Consider the following 22,460-nt stretch of genomic DNA (forward strand, 5'->3'; position numbering starts at 1 on the left):
TGGCTCACACCAGCAGCACCGACGCCATCCTGCGCCGATAGCGACCGACGAGGTCTTCGTCGTCGAGGATCCGGAAGGCATCGATCAGCGCCCGCCTTGCCAGGCCGTCGTCGAAGTCGCGGTTGCGTCGCAGCATTTCGAGGAACTGCTCGAGCCCGGCGGCGGCGTCGCCTGACACGATCTGCTGCACGCCAAGCAGGTAACGCGCCCGCAGGTCGTCCGGGTTGGCCTGGATCGCCGTCTGCAGCACCTCCGCCGGCGGCGCGTCCCGAAGTTGGGTGGCGAAACCCAAGCGGGCGCGGGCACGCACCGCGCGGTCGTCCGTGGACAGGTTCGCCGGCAGGGCATCGAGCAGTTGCGTCGCTTCCTGGGCATGGCCGGTGGCCAGCAGGGCCAAGGCGAGGTCGAGCTTGAGGCTGTCTTCGTCCGGCGCCGCCTCGATCGCCTTGCGCAGTCGCAGCACTTCGGCATGCGGATCCAGTGGCGGGGCCTCGGCGGCGGGACCCGGCTCGGGCGCCGGCGCCGGTGCGATCCCGTGGTGGGCGAGGAACTCGCGCAGCTGGCCTTCGGGCAGCGCACCGGGAAATCCGTCCACCAGTTGCCCGTCCTTGACCAGCATCACCGTCGGCACCGAGCGGATCTGGAATGCGGCGCCCAGCTGCTGCTCGGCGTCGACGTCGACCTTGGCCAGGCGGAACGCGCCGTTGTAGTCGTCGGCGAGCTTTTCCAGCAACGGCCCCAGTTGCTTGCACGGCCCGCACCAGGTTGCCCAGAAGTCGACCAGCACCGGGGTCTCCAGCGACTTCTTCAGCACCTCGGCTTCGAAATTGGCGACGGTGGCGTCGAAGGCGTGCGGGCTGGGGTGGGAGGCGTCAGGGGCTTCGGTGGCGGGAAACATGGCGTGGAATCCGTGGGTCAGGGGCGGGCGGCGGCGTTTCGGCGCGGTCCGCGGGACCGTGCACGCTAGCATCGCCGGGATGAAGAGCGAATCGGCGCGGCAGCCCTGGCTTGCCGCGGCGGGCTCAGCCGTAACGCAGCTTGAGTACCAGGATCGTCGCCGCCAGCAGCAGGGTGATGGCGTTGGCGACGATCATCGGCCAGGAGCCGAGCACCAGGCCATAGCCGAGCCAGAAGCCGACGCCAGTGGTGAACACCAGGTACATCGGCAGCGACAGGCTGTGGGTGTCGCGCGTACGCACGATGCGCAGGGCCTGCGGCACGAACGAGACCGTCGTCAGGATCGCGGCGACGGTCCCCATCCATTCGCCGTTCACCTCTGGCGCACACTTGCGGGCATGGACCGCCCGTGCGCGTCCACCATCCGGTTGGTCGCGTTCACGGCACCGCCGGCTGCTGGCCGTGCAGCTTGTAGACGTGGCCGCCCTTCATGACGAAATCCATGTGTTTCATCAGCGCGATGTCGGCGGTCGGGTCGCCGTGGACGGCGACGATGTCGGCGTACTTGCCGGCCGCGACGCTGCCGACGTCGGCCTCCATCCGCAGCAGCCTGGCCGCGTTGCGGGTCGCGGCCTGCAGCGCGAATGAGGCTGGCATTCCCGCCTGCACCATCAGTTCGAACTCATGCGCGTTGTCGCCATGCGGGTACACGCCGGCATCGGTGCCGAAGGCGATCGGCACGCCGGCGCGGTAGGCCTTGCCGGCGGTCGCCAGGATCCTCGGCCCGACCTGCATCGCCTTGGCGGCGACCTGCGGCGGGTAGTAACCCGGGATCTTCGCTTTCTGCGCGACGTAATCGCCGGCGATGATCGTCGGCACGTACCAGGTACCGTGCTGCTTCATCAGCTTCATGTCGGCGTCGTCCATGAAGGTGCCGTGCTCGATGGAATCGACCCCGGCGATCACGGCGCGCCGGATGGCTTCGGCGCCGTGCGCGTGCGCGGCGACCGCAAAACCGTAGTCGTGGGCGGCAGCGATGACCGCCTGCAGTTCCGGCATCGTCATCTGCGCGTTGTCGACGCTGCTGCTTTCGTCCAGCACGCCGCCCGAAGGCATGATCTTGATCAGGTCGGCGCCCTCCTTGTAATGCTGGCGCACGGCCTTCCACGCGTCTTCCGGGCTGTCGATGATGCCGATCGCCGGACCGGGATCTCCGGCGAGGTCGGCGCGATAGCCATCGGTGCCGTCCGCGTGGCCGCCGGTGGTGCCGATCGCACGCCCGGCGCTGAGGATGCGCGGGCCGTCGACCAGCCCAGCCTTGATCGCATTGCGCAGCGCGATGGATTCGTTGTTGCCGTCGCCCAGGTTGCGCACGGTGGTGAAGCCGGCCAGCAGCGTGCGCCTGGCGTAGACCGTGCCGCGGATGGCGTAATCGGCTGGGTTGAGGCGGAACTGGTCGGAGTAGGTGGTGGCGCTGAACTGGTCGGTCAGGTGCACGTGGCTGTCGATCAGTCCGGGAAGGCAGGTCGCATCGGACAGGTCGATTTCAAGCGCGCCCGCTGGTGCCGGACTGCGGCCGGCCTGGACCGAGGCGATGCGCTCGCCGCTCACCACGATGCTGGTCTGCCCTTGGATCCGGCCGCTGGCGGAATCGAACAGATGCCCGCAACGCAGCACGGTCGTCACCGGCGTTGCCGGCGCGTCCGCCTCCCGGGCCAGCAGGGCGCCCGGGAGCAGGCAGGCCGCAAGCAGCAGGGCAGGGCGTGGCAGTGGGATGCGCATGGAGCCTCCGGTGGCGATGTGGGTGCAATGGTTGGCGATGGTCGCGTGCAGGATCAGGCGGCGACGACGCTGGCATCGACGACGCGATTGCGGCCTTCGGCTTTGGCCCGGTAAAGCGCGGCATCGGCGCGTTCGAGCAGCGCCGATGGCGTCAGCGCATCGGGCGACAGCATGGCCAGGCCGATCGATGCGGTGCAAGGCCCGAGCGTGTGCCGCAGGTGCTGCACCGTCGTCGCCGCGATCGCCTTGCGGATCTGCTCGGCGCGCAGACTGGCATCCTCGGCGGTGGCCTCGATCAGCACGGCGGTGAATTCCTCGCCGCCATAGCGGCAGGCCAGGTCCTCGGCGCGGACGTTGGCCTGCAGCGCCTGCGCGATGGCGGCCAGCAGCGCATCGCCGGCGGCGTGGCCGTTGCCGTCATTGAACGACTTGAAGTGATCGATGTCGATCATCAGCACCGCCAGCGGCAAGCCCCGGCGCTGGCAGCGCGAGACCTCGCGCTGCAGGCTTTCATCGAGATAGCGGCGGTTGAACAGGCCGGTCAGCGGGTCTCGCAGCGACTGCATGCGCAGCGACTCGCGCAGCTGCAGGTTCACCAGTGCCAGGCCGAGCTGCTCGGCGATGCTTTCCACCAGCAACTGCGCCTGCGTCGGGTCCCGGTCCGGGCCACCGTTGACGTGCAGCAGGCCCAGTGCGCTGCCTTGCGCCGAGAGTGGGACGCATAGCGACCAGCTGTGCGCCGCGGCACGCTCGGCCTGGATGTGCTCGCAGGCGATGCCGTTGCCGATGTCCGCCACCAGGTAAGGGCGGCCGCGACGCAGGGCCCAGCACTGCGCCGGCTGCATGACGTCCTCGCTCGGGACGACGGGGGCGCCGAATGCGATCGCCGATTCGGCGAGGTCCTGCGAGGCGCGCAACAGGTAGCAGCGGCCGCCAATGCCGGGCACGAGCTCGGCGACCACCTTGCCGGTGACGCGGAAGGCTTCCTCCAGGTCCTGGCAGCTCTGCAGCAGGCTCGCATAGCGCGCGAGCGCGCCGCGCTGCTCGGACACCTGGGCCAGCTCGGCCAGCGAATGCTCGAGCGCGCCGGCGGCGTCGCGGGTCTCGCGTTCGAGCTGGCGGCTGCGCTGCGCTTCCCGCTGCAGGCCGCGCAGCAGTAAAGCCAGGGTGAGCAGCGACAGCAGCGTGCCGCCGGCGATAAAGGCCACCAGCACGCGAGCCTGGGTCGCGCTCTGCGCGCGACGCTGCGCGAGCAGCGCCTGCTCGGCATCGAGCATGTCCTGCTGCAATACGTCGATCCGCGCCATCGCCCGCGCGCCGGCGGAGAGCGTCCCCGGCGTCGCGTTGCCCAGCTCCGCGTCCTCGATCAGGCGGCGGCTGAAGGACAGCCGCTGGGAGGTCAATTCACGCACTTGGCGCAGGCGCGCGACCTGGGATGGGTTGTCTGCGACCAGGCCCGACAGCACCTCCAACTGGCGGGCGATCCGATCCTCATGGCGGTGGAACTCGGCGCGCATCGTCGGACTCGTGGTGAGCCGAAAGCCGCGCGCCGCCGATTCGGCTGCGCGCATGGCGGCGTTGTAGTCGTGGAGGCTGGCGATGACGTGGAAGGTGTGCTCGACCATGCGCACGCTGGTCGCGGCGCGATCGATGCTCACCAGGGTCGCCACCCCGACCGTCGCCAGCAACGCCAGCGCCAGCAGCGACATCGCCAAGCGGATCCTGCGCGTGCGTAGCGGGGTGGGCGGCATGGTGGCGGCATCGGACCCGGGGCGGACCATGCTACCGCGCCGGTCTCCCGGGTCGCCCCGGGCGCTGCGATTGGCGGTTCTTGTGCGCTGCGGTAGGCTGCACGGTCTTTCCCCGCTGCATGCGTGCCGTGTCCACCGAGCCTGTCGCCTACGATCCCGTCGCCGTCGAATCCGCCGCACGCGGCTTCTGGGAGCGCACCCACGCCTTCGCGGTGACCGAGGCCCCCGCCCGGCCGAAGTTCTACTGCCTGTCGATGCTGCCGTACCCCTCCGGCGCGCTGCACATGGGCCACGTGCGCAACTACACCATCGGCGACGTCATCAGCCGCTACCAGCGCATGACCGGCAAGAACGTCCTGCAACCGATGGGCTGGGACGCGTTCGGCCTGCCGGCCGAGAACGCCGCGATCAAGCACCACACCGCGCCCGCGAAGTGGACCTACGCCAACATCGGGCACATGCGCGCACAGCTCAAGACCATGGGCTACGCGATCGACTGGAGCCGCGAGTTCGCCACCTGCCGGCCCGATTACTACGTGCATGAACAGCGCATGTTCGTGCGGCTGATGAAGCAGGGCCTGGCGTATCGCCGCAATTCGGTCGTCAACTGGGATCCGGTCGACCAGACCGTGCTCGCCAACGAGCAGGTGATCGACGGCCGCGGCTGGCGCTCTGGCGCGGTGGTGGAAAAGCGCGAGATCCCGCAATGGTTCCTGCGCATCACCGACTACGCGCAGCAGCTGCTCGACGGCCTCGACGACCTGCCGGGCTGGCCGGAATCGGTCAAGACCATGCAGCGCAACTGGATCGGGCGCAGCGAGGGGCTCGAATTCGCCTTCGACATCGCCGGCAGCGATGACACGTTGCCCGTGTTCACCACGCGGCCGGACACGCTGATGGGTGTCACCTTCGTCAGCATCGCCGCCGAACACCCGCTGGCGTTGCGCGCCGCGCAGGACGATCCGGCCCTGGCCGCGTTCATCGCCGAGCTGCGGCAGGGTGGCGTGTCCGAGGCCGAAGTCGAAACCCAGGCCAAGCGCGGCATGGATACCGGCCTGCGTGCGATCCATCCGATCAGTGGCGAGCCGCTGCCGGTCTTCGTCGCCAACTTCGTGCTGATGAATTACGGCACCGGCGCGGTGATGGCGGTGCCCGGCCACGACCAGCGCGACTGGGAATTCGCCCAGGCCTACGACCTGCCGGTCCGCATGGTCGTCGTGCCGCCGCCGGTGCGCGACGCCATCGAGGAGATCGGTCGCGACCTCGGCAATGGCAGCGATCCGATGCGCTCCGCCCTGGGCGGGAGCGGATCGATCGACAGCTACGACACGCGGGCCGCGGTGCAGGTGGTGGACGCATTCGAGCGCCGCATCGCGCAGGACAGCGCCTATACGGAGCGCGGCGTGCTGGTGAATTCCGGCGAGTTCGACGGCATGGACTTCCAGCAGGCGTTCGACGCCATCGCCGCGCGCTTCGAGGCACAGGGCCGCGGTGCGCGACGCGTCAACTACCGCCTGCGCGACTGGGGCGTGAGCCGCCAGCGGTATTGGGGCTGCCCGATCCCGGTGATCTATTGCGCGTCCTGCGGCGCGGTGCCGGTGCCGGAGGAGCAGCTGCCGGTGGTCCTGCCCGAGGACGTGCAGTTCATGGGCACCGGCTCGCCGATCAAGGCCGATCCGCGGTGGCGGCAGACGACCTGTCCGCAGTGCGGCGGCGCGGCCGAGCGCGAGACCGACACCTTCGACACCTTCATGGAGTCGAGCTGGTACTACGCCCGCTACACCTCGCCAGGCGCGCACGACATGGTCGACGCGCGCGCGAATCACTGGCTGCCGGTCGACCAGTACATCGGCGGCATCGAGCACGCGATCCTGCACCTGCTGTACTTCCGCTTCTTCCACAAGCTGCTGCGCGACCAGGGCCTGGTGCACAGCGACGAGCCGGTGCGCAACCTGCTGACGCAGGGCATGGTGATCGCGGAGACCTTCTACCGCGACGCCGGCGACGGGCGCCGCGAGTGGATCAATCCGGCCGATGTCGACGTCGAGCGCGATCCACGCGGCCATGTCGTCGGTGCGAGGCTGCGCGCGGACGGCCAGCCGGTGCACATCGGCGGCACCGAGAAGATGTCGAAGTCGAAGAACAACGGCGTCGACCCGCAGTCGATGGTCGACAAGTTCGGCGCCGACACCGTGCGGCTGTTCTCGATGTTCGCCGCTCCGCCGGAGCAGTCGCTGGAGTGGAACGAGGCTGGCGTCGAAGGCATGGCGCGCTTCCTGCGCCGGTTCTGGCGCGAGGTGACCACGCATGCAGGCCAGCCGGATCATCCGGTGGTCGATCGCGCCGCGCTGACCCCGGCGCAGAAGACCCTGCGCCGCCAGCTGCACGAGACCATCGCCAAGGTCGGCGACGACTACGGTCGAAGGCACAGCTTCAACACCGCGATCGCGGCGCTGATGGAGCTGCTCAACCACGTCTCGAAGTTCGACGACATGTCCGACCAGGGCCGCGCGGTGCGCCACGAGGCGCTGGAAGCGATGGTGCTGCTGCTCAACCCGGTGACGCCGCACGTGAGCCATGCGCTGTGGCAGGTGCTGGGGCATGGCGAATCGCTGATCGAGGATGTCGCGTTCCCGCAACCCGATCCCGCGGCGATGGTGCGCGACGCGCTCACGATCGCGGTGCAGGTCAACGGCAAGCTGCGCGGCACGATCGAGGTCGCGCCCGACGCCGATCGCGCCGTGGTCGAAGCGGCCGCGCTCGCCGAGCCGCATGTGATGAAGTTCCTGGAGGGACAGGCGATCGCCAAGGTGATCGTCGTGCCCGGGAAGATCGTCAACATCGTCGCGCGCTGAACGCCCCCGTTCTGCGTCCGCTCCGTCGCCCGTGCTTGTCCGCCGCCGCCGCCTCCCCCAGACTCCCGACATGACCAGAACTTCGACCATGCCCTCCCTGCCGTGGCTGTCCGCGCTGGCATTGCCACTGCTGCTGGCGGCCTGTGGGTTCCACCTGCGGGCGCCGCTGCAACTGCCGGCGGATCTGGGTCCGCTGCGGGTGGTGTCCCGCGATCCATACAGCCCGCTCGCGCAGTCGCTGTCCGAAGCCATGACCCGCGCCGGTGCGGTACCGGCGCCTGAACCCGTGATCGTGGCTCCGCCGACGGACGGTTCCACCGCGGCGGCACCGGAGCCGCCGGCTCCGGTGGCCACCCTGCGCGTGGTGTCGGAGCGCTGGGGCAGCAAGCCACTGTCGGTCAACCAGCGAGGGCGAGCGCAGGAATATTCCCTGCGTTATGCCGTGGTATTCCAGTTGACCGGAGCCGATGGCCGTGAGCTGGTGCCACGCCAGGTGATCGAATTGTCACGCGATTACATCTCGGTCCCGAACAACTCGTCGGGCACGGAAGGCGAGCGCGAGATCCTGTCCAAGGAAATGCACCGGGACATGGTGGTCGCCATCCTGCGCCGGATCGATGCCGCCTTGAGCGCGCCCCGGACGCCGGTGGAACCATCGACCACGCCGTCGACGGACGGGACGGGAACGGAGGCAACGACCCCGCTGCCGTCAGCGCCTGACGCATCGGCTCCGGACGAACCGGCCGCCGTGCCACCGCCGGCCGCCGAGCCGCCGTCCACGCCCTGACATGGACATCAAACCGGACCGGCTGGCGGCGCAACTCGAGGCCGGTCCGCTGCGTCCGGCATGGCTGGTTGCCAGTCCCGAACCGCTGCTGCTGCTGGAAGCCGCCGACGCCATACGCGCCGCGGCTCGCGCCCAGGGCATCAGCGAGCGCGAGATCTTCGAGGCCGAGGGGCACCAGCGCGAGCCGGACTGGAAGGCGATGGAGGCCAGTTTCCGCGCGCCGAGCCTGTTCGCCACCCGTCGTCTGGTCGAGATCCGCCTGCCCACCGGCAAGCCGGGCAAGGAAGGCGAGAAAGCCATCATGGAGTTCTGCGCCGATCCGCCCGCCGACGTCTGCCTGCTGGTGACCTGTGGCGAATGGAGCATGAAACACGGCGGCAAGTGGAGCCAGGCGGTCGGCCAGTGCGGGGCGACGGTCATCGGCTGGGCGGTGAAACCGCATGAACTGGCTGACTGGATCGATCGCCGCCTGCGCAGCCGGGGTCTCAGCGCCGATCGCGATGCGGTGCAGCGCCTGGCCGAACGCGTCGAGGGCAACCTGCTGGCTGCCGCGCAGGAAATCGACAAGCTCGCGCTGCTCAGCGACGGCAGCCCGCTCGACGCGCAGCGGATGGATGCGCTGGTCGCCGATGCGGCGCGCTTCGATGTCTTCCGCCTGCTGGATGCCGCCATGAACGCCCAACCGGCGCTGGTATCGCGGATGCTCGCCGGCCTGCGCGGCGAAGGCGATTCGGTGCTGGCGTTGCTGGGGATGGTCATCCGGGAACTGCAGCGCTGCGCGGCGATTGCGCGGGTGCAGGCGCGTGGCGGCAACCTCGCCGCCGAATTCCGCGCGCAACAGATCTGGGAGTCGCGGCAGGCGGCTTACCGGCGCGCGCTCGCCCGCCATCCGGCACCGCGCTGGGAGCGCTTCGTTGCCGAGGCCGCGCTGGTCGACCGGATCGCGAAAGGCCGTGCGGCAGGCGATGCCTGGGTCGCGCTGGAGCGCCTGCTGCTGGCGGTCGCCGATCCGCGCGCGCAGGCGCTGCTGGCCTCGTGACACCAAACGACAGCCTGCGCATCTTCTACGGCGGCACCTTCGATCCGGTGCACGACGGCCACGTCGCTGTCGCCTGCGCCGCGCGCGATGCCTGCGATGCGGACGTGCGCTTCGTGCCCGCCGGGGATCCGGCGCATCGAGCCCTGCCGGGCGCCGGCGCGCCCGACCGCGCGGCCATGGTGGCGTTGGCGATCGCCCGGATTCCGGGGCTGTGCATCGACCTGCGCGAAGTCGAACGCGGCGGCCGCACCTGGACGGTCGACACGCTGGCGGGACTGCGCTCCGAATTCGGCCCGCAAGCCCCATTGGCGTGGCTGGTCGGCGCCGACAGCTTCCGCGGCCTGCCGAGCTGGAAGCGGTGGGGCGAGCTGCTCGGGCTGGCGCATTTCATCGTTGCCGAGCGCCCCGGCAGCCCGCTGGACGCCAGCCTGGCGCCCGAACTCGACACGGCGCTGGCGGGCCGCCTGACCGACGATCCCGCCCCACTGCACCAGCAGCCGCACGGACGGGTGCTGCGCCTGCGCCAGCCGCTGCAGGCGCATTCGGCGACCGACCTGCGGCAGCGGATCGCCGCCGGGTTGCCCTGGCGCGGGCTGGTGGCGCCGGCGGTGGCCGACTACATCGTGGCGCACCAGCTCTACGGGACGCGGGGAGCCTGACTGTCATCGGGCCCCGACCGGCAGCCCGGCTATAATCCGGGCGCCTCTCCGCGCTCCGGCGCCGGAAGCGCAACCCGCGACCCTCCACGAGTCCATTGCATTTGGCCACCCAAGCCCAGGTCATCAAGACCCAACTTCCCAATCCTCCCCCGCCGACCGACGTGCTGCTGCAGACGGTCATGGACGCGGTCGAAGAACTCAAGGCGCGCGACGTGGTGGAAATCGACGTCCGCGGCAAGAGCAGCGTCACCGACTTCATGGTGGTCGCCTCGGGCACATCGACCCGCCACGTCAAGTCGATCGCCGACGAAGTGGTGAAATTCGCCAAGAAGCTCGACGTCCAGCCGCTGGGCGTGGAAGGCGAGCGTGAGGCCGAATGGGTATTGGTCGACCTGGGCGACGTCGTGGTCCACGTCATGCTGCCGCGCGTGCGCGAGTTCTACGCGCTGGAGCGGCTGTGGACGGTGGGCGACCAGCCGCCGGAAATCGAGACCGCAGCCGAAGGCCGGTTCTGACCGGCGCCTTCGCCGGCGTCGTCGCGACGGCACGTTGAAAGCCAGGCTCATCGCCGTCGGCGAACGCGCACCCGCCTGGGTGTCCGAAGGGTTCGGCGAATACCGCAAGCGCCTGTCGCACTGGCTGCCGCTGGAACTGGTCGAGGTCGAGCCAGGACTGCGTGGCAAGGGTCGCGACGCCACCCGTGCGACCGCCGACGAAGGCGCACGTGTCCTGGCTTCCCTGCCCAAGGGTGCGCACGTCGTGGCGCTGGATGTCCCCGGCAGGCAATGGACATCGGAGCAATTGGCCCAGCGGCTGGAGCACTGGCGCGGGCTCGGATGCGACCTGGCCTTCCTCATCGGCGGTCCGGAAGGACATTCGGGGGAGGTGACCGCACGCGCGGACGAAAGCTGGTCGCTGGGACCCCTCACACTGCCGCACATGCTGGTACGGCTGCTGGTCGCCGAGCAGCTCTATCGTGCCGCGGCGCAACTGGCCAACCATCCTTACCACCGCGGTTGAGCGCCGATGGCCGGCCTGCGCCGGCCATCTTCCACCGAAGGCTTACCGCAGGTTGAAACCGATCGGCACCAGCCCGATCGCCTGCATCGCACGCCCGTCCTTCATCGCCGGACGGAAGCGCCAGTGCTCAAGCACCTGCCTGCGTGCGGCCAGGTCGAGCCGGCGATCGCCACTGCTGCGCTGCACGTCGACCTGCAACGGGCGGCCGTCGACGTCGACCAGCACCCGCAGCAGCACCGTGCCCTCGATGCCATCTCGCAGCGCGTCGCGCGGATAGGCGGGCGCGGGGGCGTCGGCATATTCCAGCCGCACGCCGGGCAGCGGTGTGCCGCTGTCTCCGGTCTCCCGGGTCTGCGTCTGCTGGGTGATCGCGGGCGGATCGGATGCTTCGACGTGCATCGGATCGGCCTGGACGAACACTGGCGCCACCGGCGTCGTCTGCGCCGGCCGGGTTACCGCGGCATGGTGCACGGCGGTGTGGTGGTGCTCGACCGGCACCACCGGCGGATTGGGCGTTTCCGGCTTCGGGACGATCCAGGTCAGGACCGGGCCGCGGTCCGGCAACGCGATCCCGGGCGGCGCATGCAGCGGGACCGCGAGCAGCATGAACAGTCCGACGTTGAACATGATCGCCATCGACAGTCCGGCAATGCGCTTGCCGTCTGGATGCAGGTGGTTGAATGGTTGGGACGAGGGGTGGGTTGCATGGGCCATGTGCCGCCTCCTGTTGTCTGCCGCTGCGTGGATGCGCAGGCGGCATGACAGCGCGCCTGCACGGTCGCGAACGCGCCGGCGGCGGGGAAGGGGTTGGTTGCTGCCCGGTCACGGCCGCGCTTCGAATGTGCGCCGCGCCCATAGGCCTGGATAGCCGCGCCGGACCGCCGGGAGGATCCCAGCGACCGGCGGCGCGGTCGGCCGCATCGAGGCGGCGCGTCCGTCATCGACACGCCCCAGCGGGGTCGGTCGTCGTCAGCGCTCAGCGCCCGAGTTCGAAGACGACGTCGAGCGTTGCGCTGAGCGAGGTCTCGCCGGGTGAAATCGCGGTGTCGCTCTCGGCCTTGGCGCGCGACATCAACATCGGCACCGGACCCGGCGGCCGAAAGCCGCCCCCTTCGCTGATGCTGACGATCCGCCGCACGCGCATCCCGAGCGTCTTGGCGTACATCGCGGCACGTACCTGCGCCTGTTGCAGGGCATCGCGGCGGGCTTCGTCATAGACCGGCTCGGGCTGGTCGATCTCGAAGCTGGGCCCGTTGACCTGGTTGGCGCCGCTTGCGACCAGCGCATCGAGCACCTTGCCGAGCCGGGAAATGTCGCGGACCTTCAGGTTCACCGTGTTGCTGGCCTGGTAGCCGGTGATGACGGGATTCTGGTTCTCGACGTAGCGATACTGCGGATTGAGGCTGACGCCTGCGGTCTGGATGTCGCGCGCAGGGATGCCGGCCGCCCTGATCGCCTGCATCACCTTGTCCATCGTGGTGGCGTTGTCGCGCATCGCGGCGTTGGCATCGGCGGCCTGGGTCACTACACCGGCCGAAACCGTGGCCACGTCTGGGGCGTGCGTTGCTTCGGCTTGCGAAGTGACTTCGAGCAGCGTGCCATCGCCGGGGGCGCCGGTTGCCCCCGTGGGATCCACGGTTGCCTGCGTCGCGGCGGCACCGGCGGCGAACGGGAAGACGAGGGCCAGGATGGCTACGGTCAGGGGCTTGGCGATCGGGGACATGCGGGACTCCGTGGTTGCGGGCGAGGGTCGAGCCGGCCCGGTGAACGAACCGTGAGCCCATTCGGGGTTTGCGCGCGCGACGGCAAGGCCGCCCGGGCACGCGGGTTATTCTTCCCCGATGCTGCATCTTGCCTCGCAATCCCCGCGCCGTCGCGACCTGCTCGCGCTGCTCAATGTCGATTTCATCATCGTCGGGGTCGATGTGCCCGAACATCGGCGGCCGCTGGAACCCGCTGTCGACTACGTTCGCCGTGTGGCTTGGGACAAGGCCATGGCCGGCTTGCGACAGGTGCCGGATGGCTGGGTTTTGGGGGCCGACACCGAAGTCGTCCTCGACGATGTCGTCTTCGGCAAGCCGCGGGACGCCGCCGATGCGGTGGGGATGTTGCGACGGCTGTCCGGCCGCACCCATCGGGTGCTGTCTGCGGTGACCCTCGTCTCGTCGGGCCAACAGGCGCATGCGCTGTCGGAATCGGAAGTCACCTTCGCCGAACTCGACGACGCCACCATCGCGGCCTACGTCGCCAGCGGCGAACCCGAGGGAAAGGCTGGCGCGTACGGCATCCAGGGTGCCGCACAGGCGTTCGTCGCGCACCTGTCGGGCAGCTACTCCGGCGTGATGGGATTGCCACTGCACGAGACAGCGCGTCTGCTGGTCGCCGCCGGCGTGGTTGCGGGTGCGCCACGCGTGGCCGGCGGGCCTCGCGGCCCGAAACCCGCGGGCGACCCCGCCTTCCAGCGCGAGACGCGCGTCGTCCAGCCGGGCACCACGGCATGACCGAAGAAATCCTCGTCAACGTCACGCCGCGCGAGACACGGGTGGCCGTGGTCGAGAACGGCATGCTGCAGGAACTGCACATCGAACGCGGCTGGAGCCGTGGCGTGGTCGGCAACATCTACAAGGGCCGCGTGCAGCGGGTGATGCCCGGCATGCAGGCGGCCTTTGTCGAGATCGGCCTCGAGCGGGCGGCGTTCCTGCATGCCAACGACATCCTGCGCCCGGCGCCCACCCGCGCCATCGATGGCGACGCGACCCCCGTGCCGCCGAGTCCGGCACCGGTGCCTTCGATCACCGAGTTGCTGCGCGAGGGCGCCGAGGTTGTCGTGCAGGTGGTCAAGGATCCCATCGGCAGCAAAGGCGCGCGGCTGACCACCCAGCTGAGCATTCCCTCGCGTTACCTCGTGCTGCTGCCGCAGTCGCGCCTGGTCGGGGTTTCGGCGCGGATCGAGGACGAGACCGAGCGCGCGCGCCTGAAAGGCATCGTCACCGAATTGTCGACCGGGGTCGGCAGCCCCGGCTACATCGTGCGCACCAATGCCGAGGGCCAGCCGGCCGAAGCGCTGGGCGAGGACATTGCCTACCTCGACCGCGCCTGGAAACTGATCGAACAACAGGTCCGATCGACCCGCGTCGGCGCCTGCGTGTACGAGGACCTGAGCCTGCCGATGCGCGCGGTGCGCGACCTGATGCGCCGCGGCGTGGAGAAGGTGAAAGTCGATTCGCGCGAAACCAGCGAGCGCCTGCGCACCTTCGCCGCGCAGTACATGCCCGGGCTTGCGGAGAAGATCGAGCACTACGGCGGGGCGCGACCGGTGTTCGACCTCTACGGCGTCGAAGACGAGATCAAGCGTGCGCTGGAAAAGCAGGTGCCGCTGAAATCCGGCGGTTACCTGGTCATCGACCAGACCGAGGCGATGACGACGGTCGACGTCAACACCGGCTCGTTCCTGGGCCAGCGCAACCTGGAGGAAACCGTCTACCGCACCAACCTGGAAGCAGCCCAGGCGGTCGCGCGGCAACTGCGCCTGCGCAACCTGGGCGGCATCATCATCATCGACTTCATCGACATGCACGACGCCGAGCATCGCCGGCAGGTCCTGCGCACGCTGGAGAAGTCGCTCGCGCGCGACCATGCCAAAACCACGGTCTACGATTTCTCGCCGCTTGGCCTGGTCGAGATGACGCGCAAGCGCACGGTCGAATCGCTCGAGCGCCAGCTATGCGAACCCTGCCACGAATGCGGCGGCCGCGGCATGCTCAAGACCGCCGAAACCGTCACCTACGAGATCTTCCGCGAGATCACCCGCGCCGTCCGCCAGTTCGAGGCCGCGCGCCTGCTGGTGATGGCCTCGCCGAAGGTGGTCGCGCGGATCACCGACGAGGAATCCGCCGCCGTGGCCGAACTCGAGGAATTCCTCGGCAAGTCGATCCGCTTCCAGGCCGACGCGCAGTACCTGCAGGAACAGTTCGATGTCGTGCTCCTTTGAACGACGCGCGCATGGCGGAAGGTGGGTGAGCAGGGCAGCCGGGGGCGTGCCCGGGGCCACTTCCTGCAACCATGGCGTAGGCAGCGGAGTGGAGGCATGACCACGCCGCTGCGCCGCCGCCTGCGGCTCGCACGTCGCGGCGCCTGGTATGCCGTCGCGATCGCGCTGGTGACGATGGCGCTGCTCGCCGGCGTGGTCAGCCAGTTGCTCCCGCTGGCCGAGCGCCACCCAGATCGGATCGCCGCCTGGTTGAGCGAACGCGCGGGACGCCCTGTGCGTTTCGACAGGGTCGAGACGCAGTGGACGCGGCGTGGCCCCCTGCTGCGCCTGGATGGCATGCGCGTGGGCCAGGGTGCCCAGGCGGTGGTGATTGGCGACGCGGAAATGCTGGTGTCGCAGTACGCCGGGTTGCTGCCGGGACATTCGTTCACCCAGTTGCGGTTGCGCGGCCTGGACCTGACGCTCGAGCGCGATCCCGATGGGCGCTGGCGCGTGCATGGACTCCCGGGCCAGGACCAGGCTGCGGCGGGCGATCCGCTCGATACGCTCGAGGGCCTTGGCGAGCTGCAGATCATTGGCGCACGCCTGCGGGTGATCGCCGCGGACCTGGCGGTCGACGCCCGGTTGCCGCGCGTGGATGTCCGCCTGCGCGTGGATGGCGGACGCCTTCGCGCGGGAGTGCGCGCGTGGTCGCAAGCCGGGCGGTCGCCGGTCGAAGCGGTGCTCGATTTCGACCGCGGCAGCGGCGATGGCCGCGCGTGGTTCGCTTTGAAGCGCGCCGACCTGTCGGCATGGGCGCCATTGCTGCACGGCGCGGGCGTCGGGATCATCGGCGGCAGTGGGCAGGCGCAGGCCTGGGCCGAACTGCGGGCGCATCGCGTGACCGCTGTGACGATCGATGCCGCGCTCGACCACGTCAGCCTGCGTGGCGCCCCGGTGCCGGGCGTGGCCGGTTCGGCGGGCGTCGGCAACGTCTATGGGCAAGTGCGGGCGCTGGCACGCTGGCGCGTGGTGCAAGGTGGCTGGCGCGTCGATGCGGCCCAACTGCGGATCGCCAACGATGAGCGAAAGCAGGTTCTCGACGGGCTGGTCGTCGCCGGCGGTGAACGCTACGGGCTGCTTGCGGACGAAGTCGATGCGGGTCCGTTGTTTTCAGCGCTCGCACTGAGCGATCGCCTCGCCCCGGGGTTGCGTCGCTGGCTGCTGCAGGCACGGCCCCAGGCATCGCTGCATGCCATCGTCGTCAGTGGCAGGAGGGGCGGCGCAATGCATGCCAGCGGCCGCATCGATGGACTGTCGTTCGCCGCGATCGGCAACGCCCCCGGGATATCGGGCCTGTCCGGCACGCTCGACGGCGACGATCGCGGCGTGCGTTTCGCATTCGATCCGTCCTCGCTGTTCCGCTTCGATTGGCCCGCCGGTTTCGGACAGCCGCACGGATTCGGGCTGCATGGAGAAGTGGTGGCCTGGCGCACGGACGACGGCTGGGCAGTGGCGACGCCGGCATTGCGCCTTTCGGGAGCCGACGTCGACGCCACGGTGCATGGCGGGTTGGTGTTCGGTGGTCCCGGCGGCGCCCGCATCGACATGACCGCCGAGCTGGGCGACGTGCCGGTGGTGGCTTCGCACGGATTCTGGGTGCATTACCTGATGGCGCCTGCCACGACGAAGTGGCTGGACCAAGCGCTGCTCGGTGGCACGGTAAAGGACGGACGCGCGGTGATTTCCGGCGATCTTTCCCAATGGCCGTTCGCCGGCCAGGCCGGGCCGGTGGCGGGCGTGGCCAATGCACGCACCGCCAAGCGGGCCGGCATCTTCCAGGCGACCGGCCGGATCCACGACGCCTTGCTGAAGTTCGATCCCAAGTGGCCGGCCCTGGAACATGTCGACGCCGACGTGGCGTTCGCGGGGAACGGTTTCCACGTCGCGGGCAAGGGCATCCTCGATGGCGTCGGCGTCCGCCATTTCGATGGCCGGATTGCCGATTTCGCCGAGCCGGAATTGCTGGTGACCGCCGATGGCGGTGGCGATGCGTCGCGGCTGCTGGTGCTGCTGCGCCACAGTCCGTTGCACGACAGTTATGGCGACGCCATCGACAGCATCGTCGCCACCGGATTGGCGGCGGTGACCTTCCGGCTGCAGCAGCCGTTCCATGCCGATGTCCATGGCACGCTCGATGGCACCGTTGCGCTTGCCGGCGCGCGGCTGGTGGAGAAGCGCTGGGACATCGCCTTCGACAACGTCCGTGGGCGCGCGCGTTATGGCGACGGCGGCTTCGAGGCCGATCGGCTCGCTGTCGTCCACGACGGCCAGCCCGGCAGGCTGTCGCTGCGCGCTGGCGGATTCACCCGCGATCGCCGCCAGGCATTCGAAGCCGATCTGGCGGCCACCGTCGCCGCCGATGACCTGCTGCGTCGCGCGCCGGCGCTGGATTGGCTGCAGCCTTACGTGAGTGGCAGTTCGCTGTGGACGGTGGGTGTCGCGATCCCGCGCACCAGCGGCGGCAAGGGCGATGTGGCACCGAGTCGGCTGCGCCTGCGTTCGGACCTGGTGGGGACCGCGTTGAGTTTGCCCGAGCCGCTGCGCAAGGCGGCGGCGGTGGCGCTGCCTGCCAGCATCGATGCCGCACTGCCGCTGGGCAATGGCGAAACCACCGTGGCGCTGGGCAACCTGCTGGCGGTGCGTGCCCGGGGCGGCGACAACACGCCGGTGGCGATGCGGATCGCGTTGGGCAGCAATACCGTCGCACAGGCGCCACCGGCGTCGGGCCTGGTGATCGGCGGCCACGCCGGCACGCTGGACGCGCTGGACTGGATCGCGGTCGTCAAGGGCAAGGGGAGCAACGACAGCGCCGGCGGTGCGGGCGGCAATGCATCCATGCCACTGCGCGCGGTGGACGTCAGCGCCGATCGCCTGCGGCTGGTGGGCGGCATGTTTGGACCCGCCCGCGTGCAGGTCGCGCCGACCGCCGGTGGCACCGCGGTGCAGGTGCAGGGCGATTCCCTTGCCGGCGTGGTGCGCATTCCCGATGCCGACGGCGCGGCGATCAGCGGCCAGTTCCAGCGCGTGCACTGGCGCGCGGTTCCGGCGTCGGCGCCAGGCGCGGCGGCGGCGACGGGACCCGAGATCGACCCGTCGAAGATCCCGCCGCTCTCGCTGGATGTCGCCGACTTCCGGCTGGGCGATGCCAGGCTGGGCGGGGCGATCCTGCGCACGCGGCCGCAGGCTGGCGGCCTGCATGTCGACAGGCTGCAGACGCGCGCACCCGGGCAGCGCATCGACATCGCGGGCGACTGGACCGGCCGCGGCAGCAACGCACGCACGCACCTGTCGAGCACGCTCGACAGCGACGACTTCGGCGCCCTGCTGGCGGCGCTGGGCTATGGCGGCCAGCTCGCACGCGGGCAGGGCAAGGCGCAACTGGATGCGTCGTGGAGCGGCGCTCCGGCAGCGTTCCGCCTGCAGGCGCTCAGCGGCACGCTCAAGCTGGGCGTGCGCGATGGCCAGCTGACCGAAGTCGAACCTGGCGCCGGGCGCGTGCTCGGGCTGTTGAGCCTGGCGCAGATCCCCCGGCGCCTGACCCTGGACTTCCATGATTTCTTCTCCAGGGGCTTCGCCTTCGACAAGCTCGAAGGCGACGTGCGCATCGATGGCGGGCAAGCGCGCACCGACAACCTGGTGATCAACGGGCCGGCGGCCGAGCTGCGCATCCAGGGGACGACGGACCTCGCTGCGCAGCAGTTCGACCAGACGATCGACGTGTTTCCCAAGGCCGGCAACCTGCTGACCGTGGCCGGCGCGCTGGCCGGCGGTCCGGTGGGGGCGGCGATCGGCGCGGCGGCCAATGCGGTGCTGAAAAAGCCGCTCGGCCGCCTGGCCTCGAAGACCTATCGCGTGACCGGGCCGTGGAAAGACCCGAAAGTCGAGATCATCAGCCGCGAACAGTCGCGGCAGGAAACTGCGACCCTGGAATCACCGCCGGGTTGATTGCGACCGCCTGCGCCCGCACTTCCTGCAGGCGGCCTGCACGTCCCCTGCACATCACCTCCCACCGCATCAACTTCCGGACCTGTCGATGACCCAACTGCTGAGTCTTGCGCAATCGCGCCTGCTGCTGCCCGCGGGCCTCGACGCCAACGGCCTGGACCGTGCCTTCGGCACCCTGCTCGGACCGGGCATCGATTTCGGCGATCTCTATTTCCAGCACGCACGGCGCGAAAGCTGGACGGTGGAGGACGGCATCGTCAAGGACGGCGCGCATTCGATCGAGCAGGGCGTGGGCGTGCGGGCGATTTCCGGCGAGAAGACCGGCTTCGCGTACTCGGACGACATCAACGCGCAGGCGCTGATGGAAGCCGCGCAATCGGCGCGCGCGATCGCGCGCGATGGCAACAGTCACGCGCTGCGCGCGCTGGTGCCGGCCAATGCGCGATCGCTGTACGCCGGTGTCGACCCGATCGACGCACTCGGCAACGAGGAGAAGGTCGAGGCGCTGCGGCAACTGGACAAACTGCTGCGCGCCAGCGATCCGCGCGTGCAGCAGGTGATGGTCGGGATTTCCGGTGGCGTCGACACGGTGCTGGTCGCGCGCAGCGACGGCATCATCGCCGCCGACGTGCGGCCGCTGGTGCGGCTGAACGTGCAGGTGATCGTCGAGCAGGGCGGCCGCCGCGAAAGCGGCTATGCCGGCGGCGGCGGACGCTACTCGTATGCGGAGCTGCTGGCCGACGGCAAACCCGAGCGCTGGGCGCGCGAGGCGCTGCGCCAGGCGCTGGTGAACCTGGAAGCGATCGATGCGCCCGCTGGCGTGATGCCGGTGGTGCTGGGCAGCGGCTGGCCCGGCGTGCTGCTGCACGAAGCCGTCGGCCACGGCCTGGAAGGCGACTTCAACCGCAAGGGTACCTCGACCTATGCCGGCCGCATCGGCCAGCGCGTGGCATCCCCGGGCGTGACCATCGTCGACGACGGCACCCTCGAAGGCCGGCGTGGCTCGCTCAACGTCGATGACGAAGGCACGACCACGCAGTGCACGACGCTGATCGAGGACGGCGTGCTCGTGGGCTACATGCAGGACAGCCTCAACGCGCGCCTGATGGGCATGGCGCCGACCGGCAACGGTCGCCGCGAATCCTTCGCCCACCTGCCGATGCCGCGCATGACCAACACCTACATGCGCGCCGGCACCCACGATCCGGAAGAGATGATCCGCTCGATCAAGCGCGGCCTGTACGCGGTCAACTTCGGCGGCGGCCAGGTCGACATCACCAGCGGCAAGTACGTGTTCTCCGCCACCGAGGCCTATCTGATCGAGGATGGCAAGGTCACCGCGCCGGTGAAGGGCGCGACCCTGATCGGCAACGGACCGGAAACCATGCAGCGCGTGACCATGATCGGCCACGACCTGGCGCTGGACGAAGGCGTCGGCGTGTGCGGAAAGGACGGGCAGTCGGTGCCGGTGGGTGTCGGCCAGCCATCGCTGCTGATCGACCAGATCACCGTCGGCGGGACGCAGGCGTGACGCGTTTGTTCCATTCCCTTCTCCCTGCGGGAGAAGGTGGCGCGAAGCGCCGGATGAGGGTCCGGTGCGGCCGTGGAACGGCATCGGCTTCCCGAACCCTGATCCCAACCCCTCTCCCGTCGGGCGAGGGGCTAAAGCTCGGTGTCCCCGCTCGACTCCGCGCTTTCAACCAGCAACTCACGCAACGCACGGAACAGCTCCCGCGCCGCATGCGGCGGCTTGTTGCGGTTGCGCTCCTCGATCGCGTTGCGCACCAGTTGCCGCAGGTGTTGCCGATCGGCGTCGGGATGCTCGACCAGCAGGTCGGCCAGCGCGGCGTCGCCATCGGCCAGCAGGCGGTCGCGCCAGCCTTCGATGCGGTGCAGCAGCGCGGTTTCACGTCGCCCGGCTTCGCCACCGGCGTCCAGCGCGTCGCGGATCGCATCCAGCGTGGCGTCCTCCTCCCGGCGCATCTGTTTGGCCAGGAACGCCAGTTGCCGCTTGTGCGCGACATGCGAAGTGATGCGCTGGGTCTCGCGGATGTGCGGCAGCAGGTCTTCCGGGATCGGCAGCTTGGCCAGCTGCGACGCGCTCAAACCCGACAGCTGCTGCGCCAGCGCCAGCACGTCCAGCGCCGCGCGCCGCTGCTCGCTGCGGCTGGGGCCGAGGTAGTCGCCGGTGTCCTCGTCGCGTCCGCGCATGCTGCGTCGTGCTCCCGATGGGATCGAAACTCTTGCACGCAAGGATAAGCCATTGAACGCAGTCATCCCCTCCACGGGCCATGCCATCGCCGGCGACGACAGCCAGGCCACGCTCGACCGCCTGGCCGACATCGCCCGACAGCTGGTCGAGCGCTGCCGTGAGCGCGGCGCCAGCCAGGCCGAAGTCGCCTGCAGCGAAGAGCACGGCCTGAACGTCAACGTGCGCATGGGCGCGGTCGAAACCGTGGAATCCACCCGCGACCGGGGCATCTCCGTCACCGTGTATTTCGGCAGGCGCAAGGGCAGCGCGAGCACCGCCGACCTGCGCGAGGACAGCCTGGATGCGACGGTCGAGCAGGCCTGTGCGATCGCGCGCTTCACCGAGGACGATCCCGCCTCCGGGCTGGCCGATCCCGAACTGATGGCGACGCCGCCGCCGGGCGGGCGCTTTCCGGATTTCGATGCCTGGCACCCATGGGCGCTGGACGCCGACCATGCCATCGACCTGGCGTTGGCCTGCGAAGCCGCCGGGCGCGACAGCGACGCGCGGATCGAGAATTCCGACGGCGCGTCGGTCGGCACCAGCGCGTCGCTGCACGTGTACGCCAACTCGCATGGTTTCGTCGGCCGCGACCACGGCACCCAGCACACGATCGGCTGCGCGCTGATCGCCGGGCGTGGCGACGGCATGCAGCGCGACGGCTGGTACACGACCGCGCTTGCGGCGGGCGACCTGGAACCGGCTGCGGCGGTCGGCCGCCATGCCGCCGAACGCGCGGCGGCGCGCCTGCAGCCGCGTTCGCTGCCGACAGGCGAAGTGCCGGTGCTGTTTTCGGCCGAAATGTCGCGCTCGCTGGTCGGGCACCTGCTGGGCGCGATCTCCGGCGGCGCGTTGTACCGGCGCGCGAGCTTCCTGCTCGACAGCGCCGGCACGCGAATCTTCCCGGAGTGGTTCGGGATCGACGAATTGCCGTTCCTGCGCCGGGGCTTCCGCTCGGCGGCGTTCGATGCCGAAGGCGTCGCGACGCGCGATTCGGCCATCGTCGACGCGGGCGTCCTGCAGCGTTACGTGCTGGGCAGTTATTCGGCGCGCAAGCTGGGGCTGCAGACGACTGGCAACGCCGGCGGCGTCCACAACCTGCAGGTGCGCGCCAATGCGGGCGACCAGGCGTCGTTGCTGCGCCAGATGGGGCGCGGACTGTTCGTCACCGAACTGATGGGGCAGGGCGTTAATCCGGTGACCGGCGACTATTCGCGTGGCGCCGCCGGTTTCTGGATCGAGGACGGGCAGCCGGTATTCCCGGTCGACGGCGTCACCGTGGCCGGCAACCTGAAGACGATGTTCCAGGCCATCGAGGCGGTGGGCAGCGACGTCGACCCGCGCTCGCACATCGGCACCGGCTCGATCCTTCTGGGGCGGATGACGGTCGCCGGCGAACACTGAATCCGTGACCGCTGACGGCCCAGGTTGACGTTGTGGT

Annotated in this window: 18 protein-coding genes; 11 read left to right on the forward strand and 7 right to left on the reverse strand. The window is 69.7% G+C overall.

The genetic code is table 11. From position 1 onward, the window contains the following. Positions 1 to 4: 4 nt before the first annotated feature. From trxA to G7B67_RS03350, 4 genes are all read right to left on the reverse strand, one after another. Complete coding sequence (gene trxA / locus G7B67_RS03335) at positions 5 to 898, reverse strand: thioredoxin (RefSeq protein ID WP_166207823.1); 894 nt, start codon at positions 896 to 898, stop codon at positions 5 to 7. Between the two features lie 124 nt (positions 899 to 1,022). Beyond that, positions 1,023 to 1,259 carry a SemiSWEET transporter gene (locus G7B67_RS03340; protein ID WP_166207826.1) on the reverse strand — a complete coding sequence of 79 codons (237 nt, stop codon included), beginning with the start codon at positions 1,257 to 1,259 and terminating at the stop codon, positions 1,023 to 1,025. Between the two features lie 76 nt (positions 1,260 to 1,335). Further along, the gene (locus tag G7B67_RS03345) at positions 1,336 to 2,679 is read right to left on the reverse strand and encodes a metal-dependent hydrolase family protein (protein WP_166207829.1); all 1,344 of its coding nucleotides are present in this window, start codon (positions 2,677 to 2,679) and stop codon (positions 1,336 to 1,338) included. 53 nt (positions 2,680 to 2,732) lie between these two features. After that, positions 2,733 to 4,430, reverse strand: coding sequence for a sensor domain-containing diguanylate cyclase (locus tag G7B67_RS03350; protein ID WP_166207832.1), 1,698 nt, complete (start codon positions 4,428 to 4,430; stop codon positions 2,733 to 2,735). A 119-nt stretch (positions 4,431 to 4,549) separates the two neighbouring features. On the opposite strand from G7B67_RS03350, the gene leuS reads away from it, so the two are divergent. From leuS to rlmH, 6 genes are all read left to right on the forward strand, one after another. After that, positions 4,550 to 7,285 (forward strand): leucine--tRNA ligase, encoded by a 2,736-nt coding sequence (gene leuS / locus G7B67_RS03355; RefSeq protein ID WP_166207835.1) that lies wholly within the window; start codon positions 4,550 to 4,552, stop codon positions 7,283 to 7,285. 70 nt (positions 7,286 to 7,355) lie between these two features. Then, positions 7,356 to 8,072, forward strand: a complete 717-nt coding sequence (locus G7B67_RS03360) for an LPS-assembly lipoprotein LptE (RefSeq protein ID WP_243412228.1) — start codon at positions 7,356 to 7,358, stop codon at positions 8,070 to 8,072. 1 nt (position 8,073) lies between these two features. Beyond that, positions 8,074 to 9,111: a DNA polymerase III subunit delta gene (gene holA, locus G7B67_RS03365; protein ID WP_166207838.1), complete on the forward strand. Its 1,038-nt coding sequence runs from the start codon at positions 8,074 to 8,076 to the stop codon at positions 9,109 to 9,111. Beyond that, positions 9,108 to 9,770 (forward strand): nicotinate-nucleotide adenylyltransferase, encoded by a 663-nt coding sequence (gene nadD, locus G7B67_RS03370; protein WP_166207841.1) that lies wholly within the window; start codon positions 9,108 to 9,110, stop codon positions 9,768 to 9,770. The genes holA and nadD overlap by 4 nt, the downstream gene beginning before the upstream one ends. A 101-nt stretch (positions 9,771 to 9,871) precedes the next feature. Next, positions 9,872 to 10,285, forward strand: a complete 414-nt coding sequence (rsfS, locus tag G7B67_RS03375) for a ribosome silencing factor (protein WP_166207844.1) — start codon at positions 9,872 to 9,874, stop codon at positions 10,283 to 10,285. Between the two features lie 34 nt (positions 10,286 to 10,319). Further along, a complete protein-coding gene (gene rlmH, locus G7B67_RS03380) occupies positions 10,320 to 10,790 on the forward strand; it encodes a 23S rRNA (pseudouridine(1915)-N(3))-methyltransferase RlmH (protein ID WP_166207847.1) in 471 nt (156 codons plus the stop codon). Between the two features lie 42 nt (positions 10,791 to 10,832). Here rlmH and G7B67_RS03385 read toward each other — a convergent pair whose 3' ends face one another. Both G7B67_RS03385 and G7B67_RS03390 read right to left on the reverse strand, forming a co-directional pair. Further along, entirely contained in the window at positions 10,833 to 11,504 is a 672-nt protein-coding gene (locus tag G7B67_RS03385) for an energy transducer TonB (RefSeq protein ID WP_166207850.1), read from the reverse strand. Positions 11,505 to 11,766: 262 nt separating this feature from the next. Continuing rightward, a complete protein-coding gene (locus G7B67_RS03390; RefSeq protein ID WP_166207853.1) occupies positions 11,767 to 12,513 on the reverse strand; it encodes an SIMPL domain-containing protein in 747 nt (248 codons plus the stop codon). Positions 12,514 to 12,631: 118 nt separating this feature from the next. Here G7B67_RS03390 and G7B67_RS03395 point away from each other — a divergent pair, with 118 nt between their 5' ends. The 4 genes from G7B67_RS03395 to tldD all read left to right on the forward strand — a co-directional run bounded on the left by G7B67_RS03395 (position 12,632) and on the right by tldD (position 20,299). Beyond that, positions 12,632 to 13,291 carry a Maf family protein gene (locus G7B67_RS03395; protein WP_166207856.1) on the forward strand — a complete coding sequence of 220 codons (660 nt, stop codon included), beginning with the start codon at positions 12,632 to 12,634 and terminating at the stop codon, positions 13,289 to 13,291. Further along, positions 13,288 to 14,781, forward strand: coding sequence for a ribonuclease G (gene rng / locus G7B67_RS03400; RefSeq protein WP_166207859.1), 1,494 nt, complete (start codon positions 13,288 to 13,290; stop codon positions 14,779 to 14,781). The genes G7B67_RS03395 and rng overlap by 4 nt, the downstream gene beginning before the upstream one ends. A gap of 96 nt (positions 14,782 to 14,877) precedes the next feature. Next, positions 14,878 to 18,768 (forward strand): YhdP family protein, encoded by a 3,891-nt coding sequence (locus G7B67_RS03405; protein ID WP_166207862.1) that lies wholly within the window; start codon positions 14,878 to 14,880, stop codon positions 18,766 to 18,768. An 88-nt stretch (positions 18,769 to 18,856) separates the two neighbouring features. After that, positions 18,857 to 20,299, forward strand: coding sequence for a metalloprotease TldD (tldD, locus tag G7B67_RS03410; RefSeq protein WP_166207865.1), 1,443 nt, complete (start codon positions 18,857 to 18,859; stop codon positions 20,297 to 20,299). A gap of 131 nt (positions 20,300 to 20,430) precedes the next feature. On the opposite strand, the gene yjgA is transcribed toward tldD, so the two are convergent. Beyond that, the gene (yjgA, locus tag G7B67_RS03415; RefSeq protein ID WP_166207868.1) at positions 20,431 to 20,979 is read right to left on the reverse strand and encodes a ribosome biogenesis factor YjgA; all 549 of its coding nucleotides are present in this window, start codon (positions 20,977 to 20,979) and stop codon (positions 20,431 to 20,433) included. Between the two features lie 64 nt (positions 20,980 to 21,043). Here yjgA and pmbA point away from each other — a divergent pair, with 64 nt between their 5' ends. After that, entirely contained in the window at positions 21,044 to 22,423 is a 1,380-nt protein-coding gene (gene pmbA, locus G7B67_RS03420) for a metalloprotease PmbA (protein WP_243412237.1), read from the forward strand. Positions 22,424 to 22,460 lie beyond the last annotated feature (37 nt).

This window comes from Cognatiluteimonas telluris (assembly GCF_011320095.1).
GTDB lineage: Bacteria > Pseudomonadota > Gammaproteobacteria > Xanthomonadales > Xanthomonadaceae > Cognatiluteimonas > Cognatiluteimonas telluris.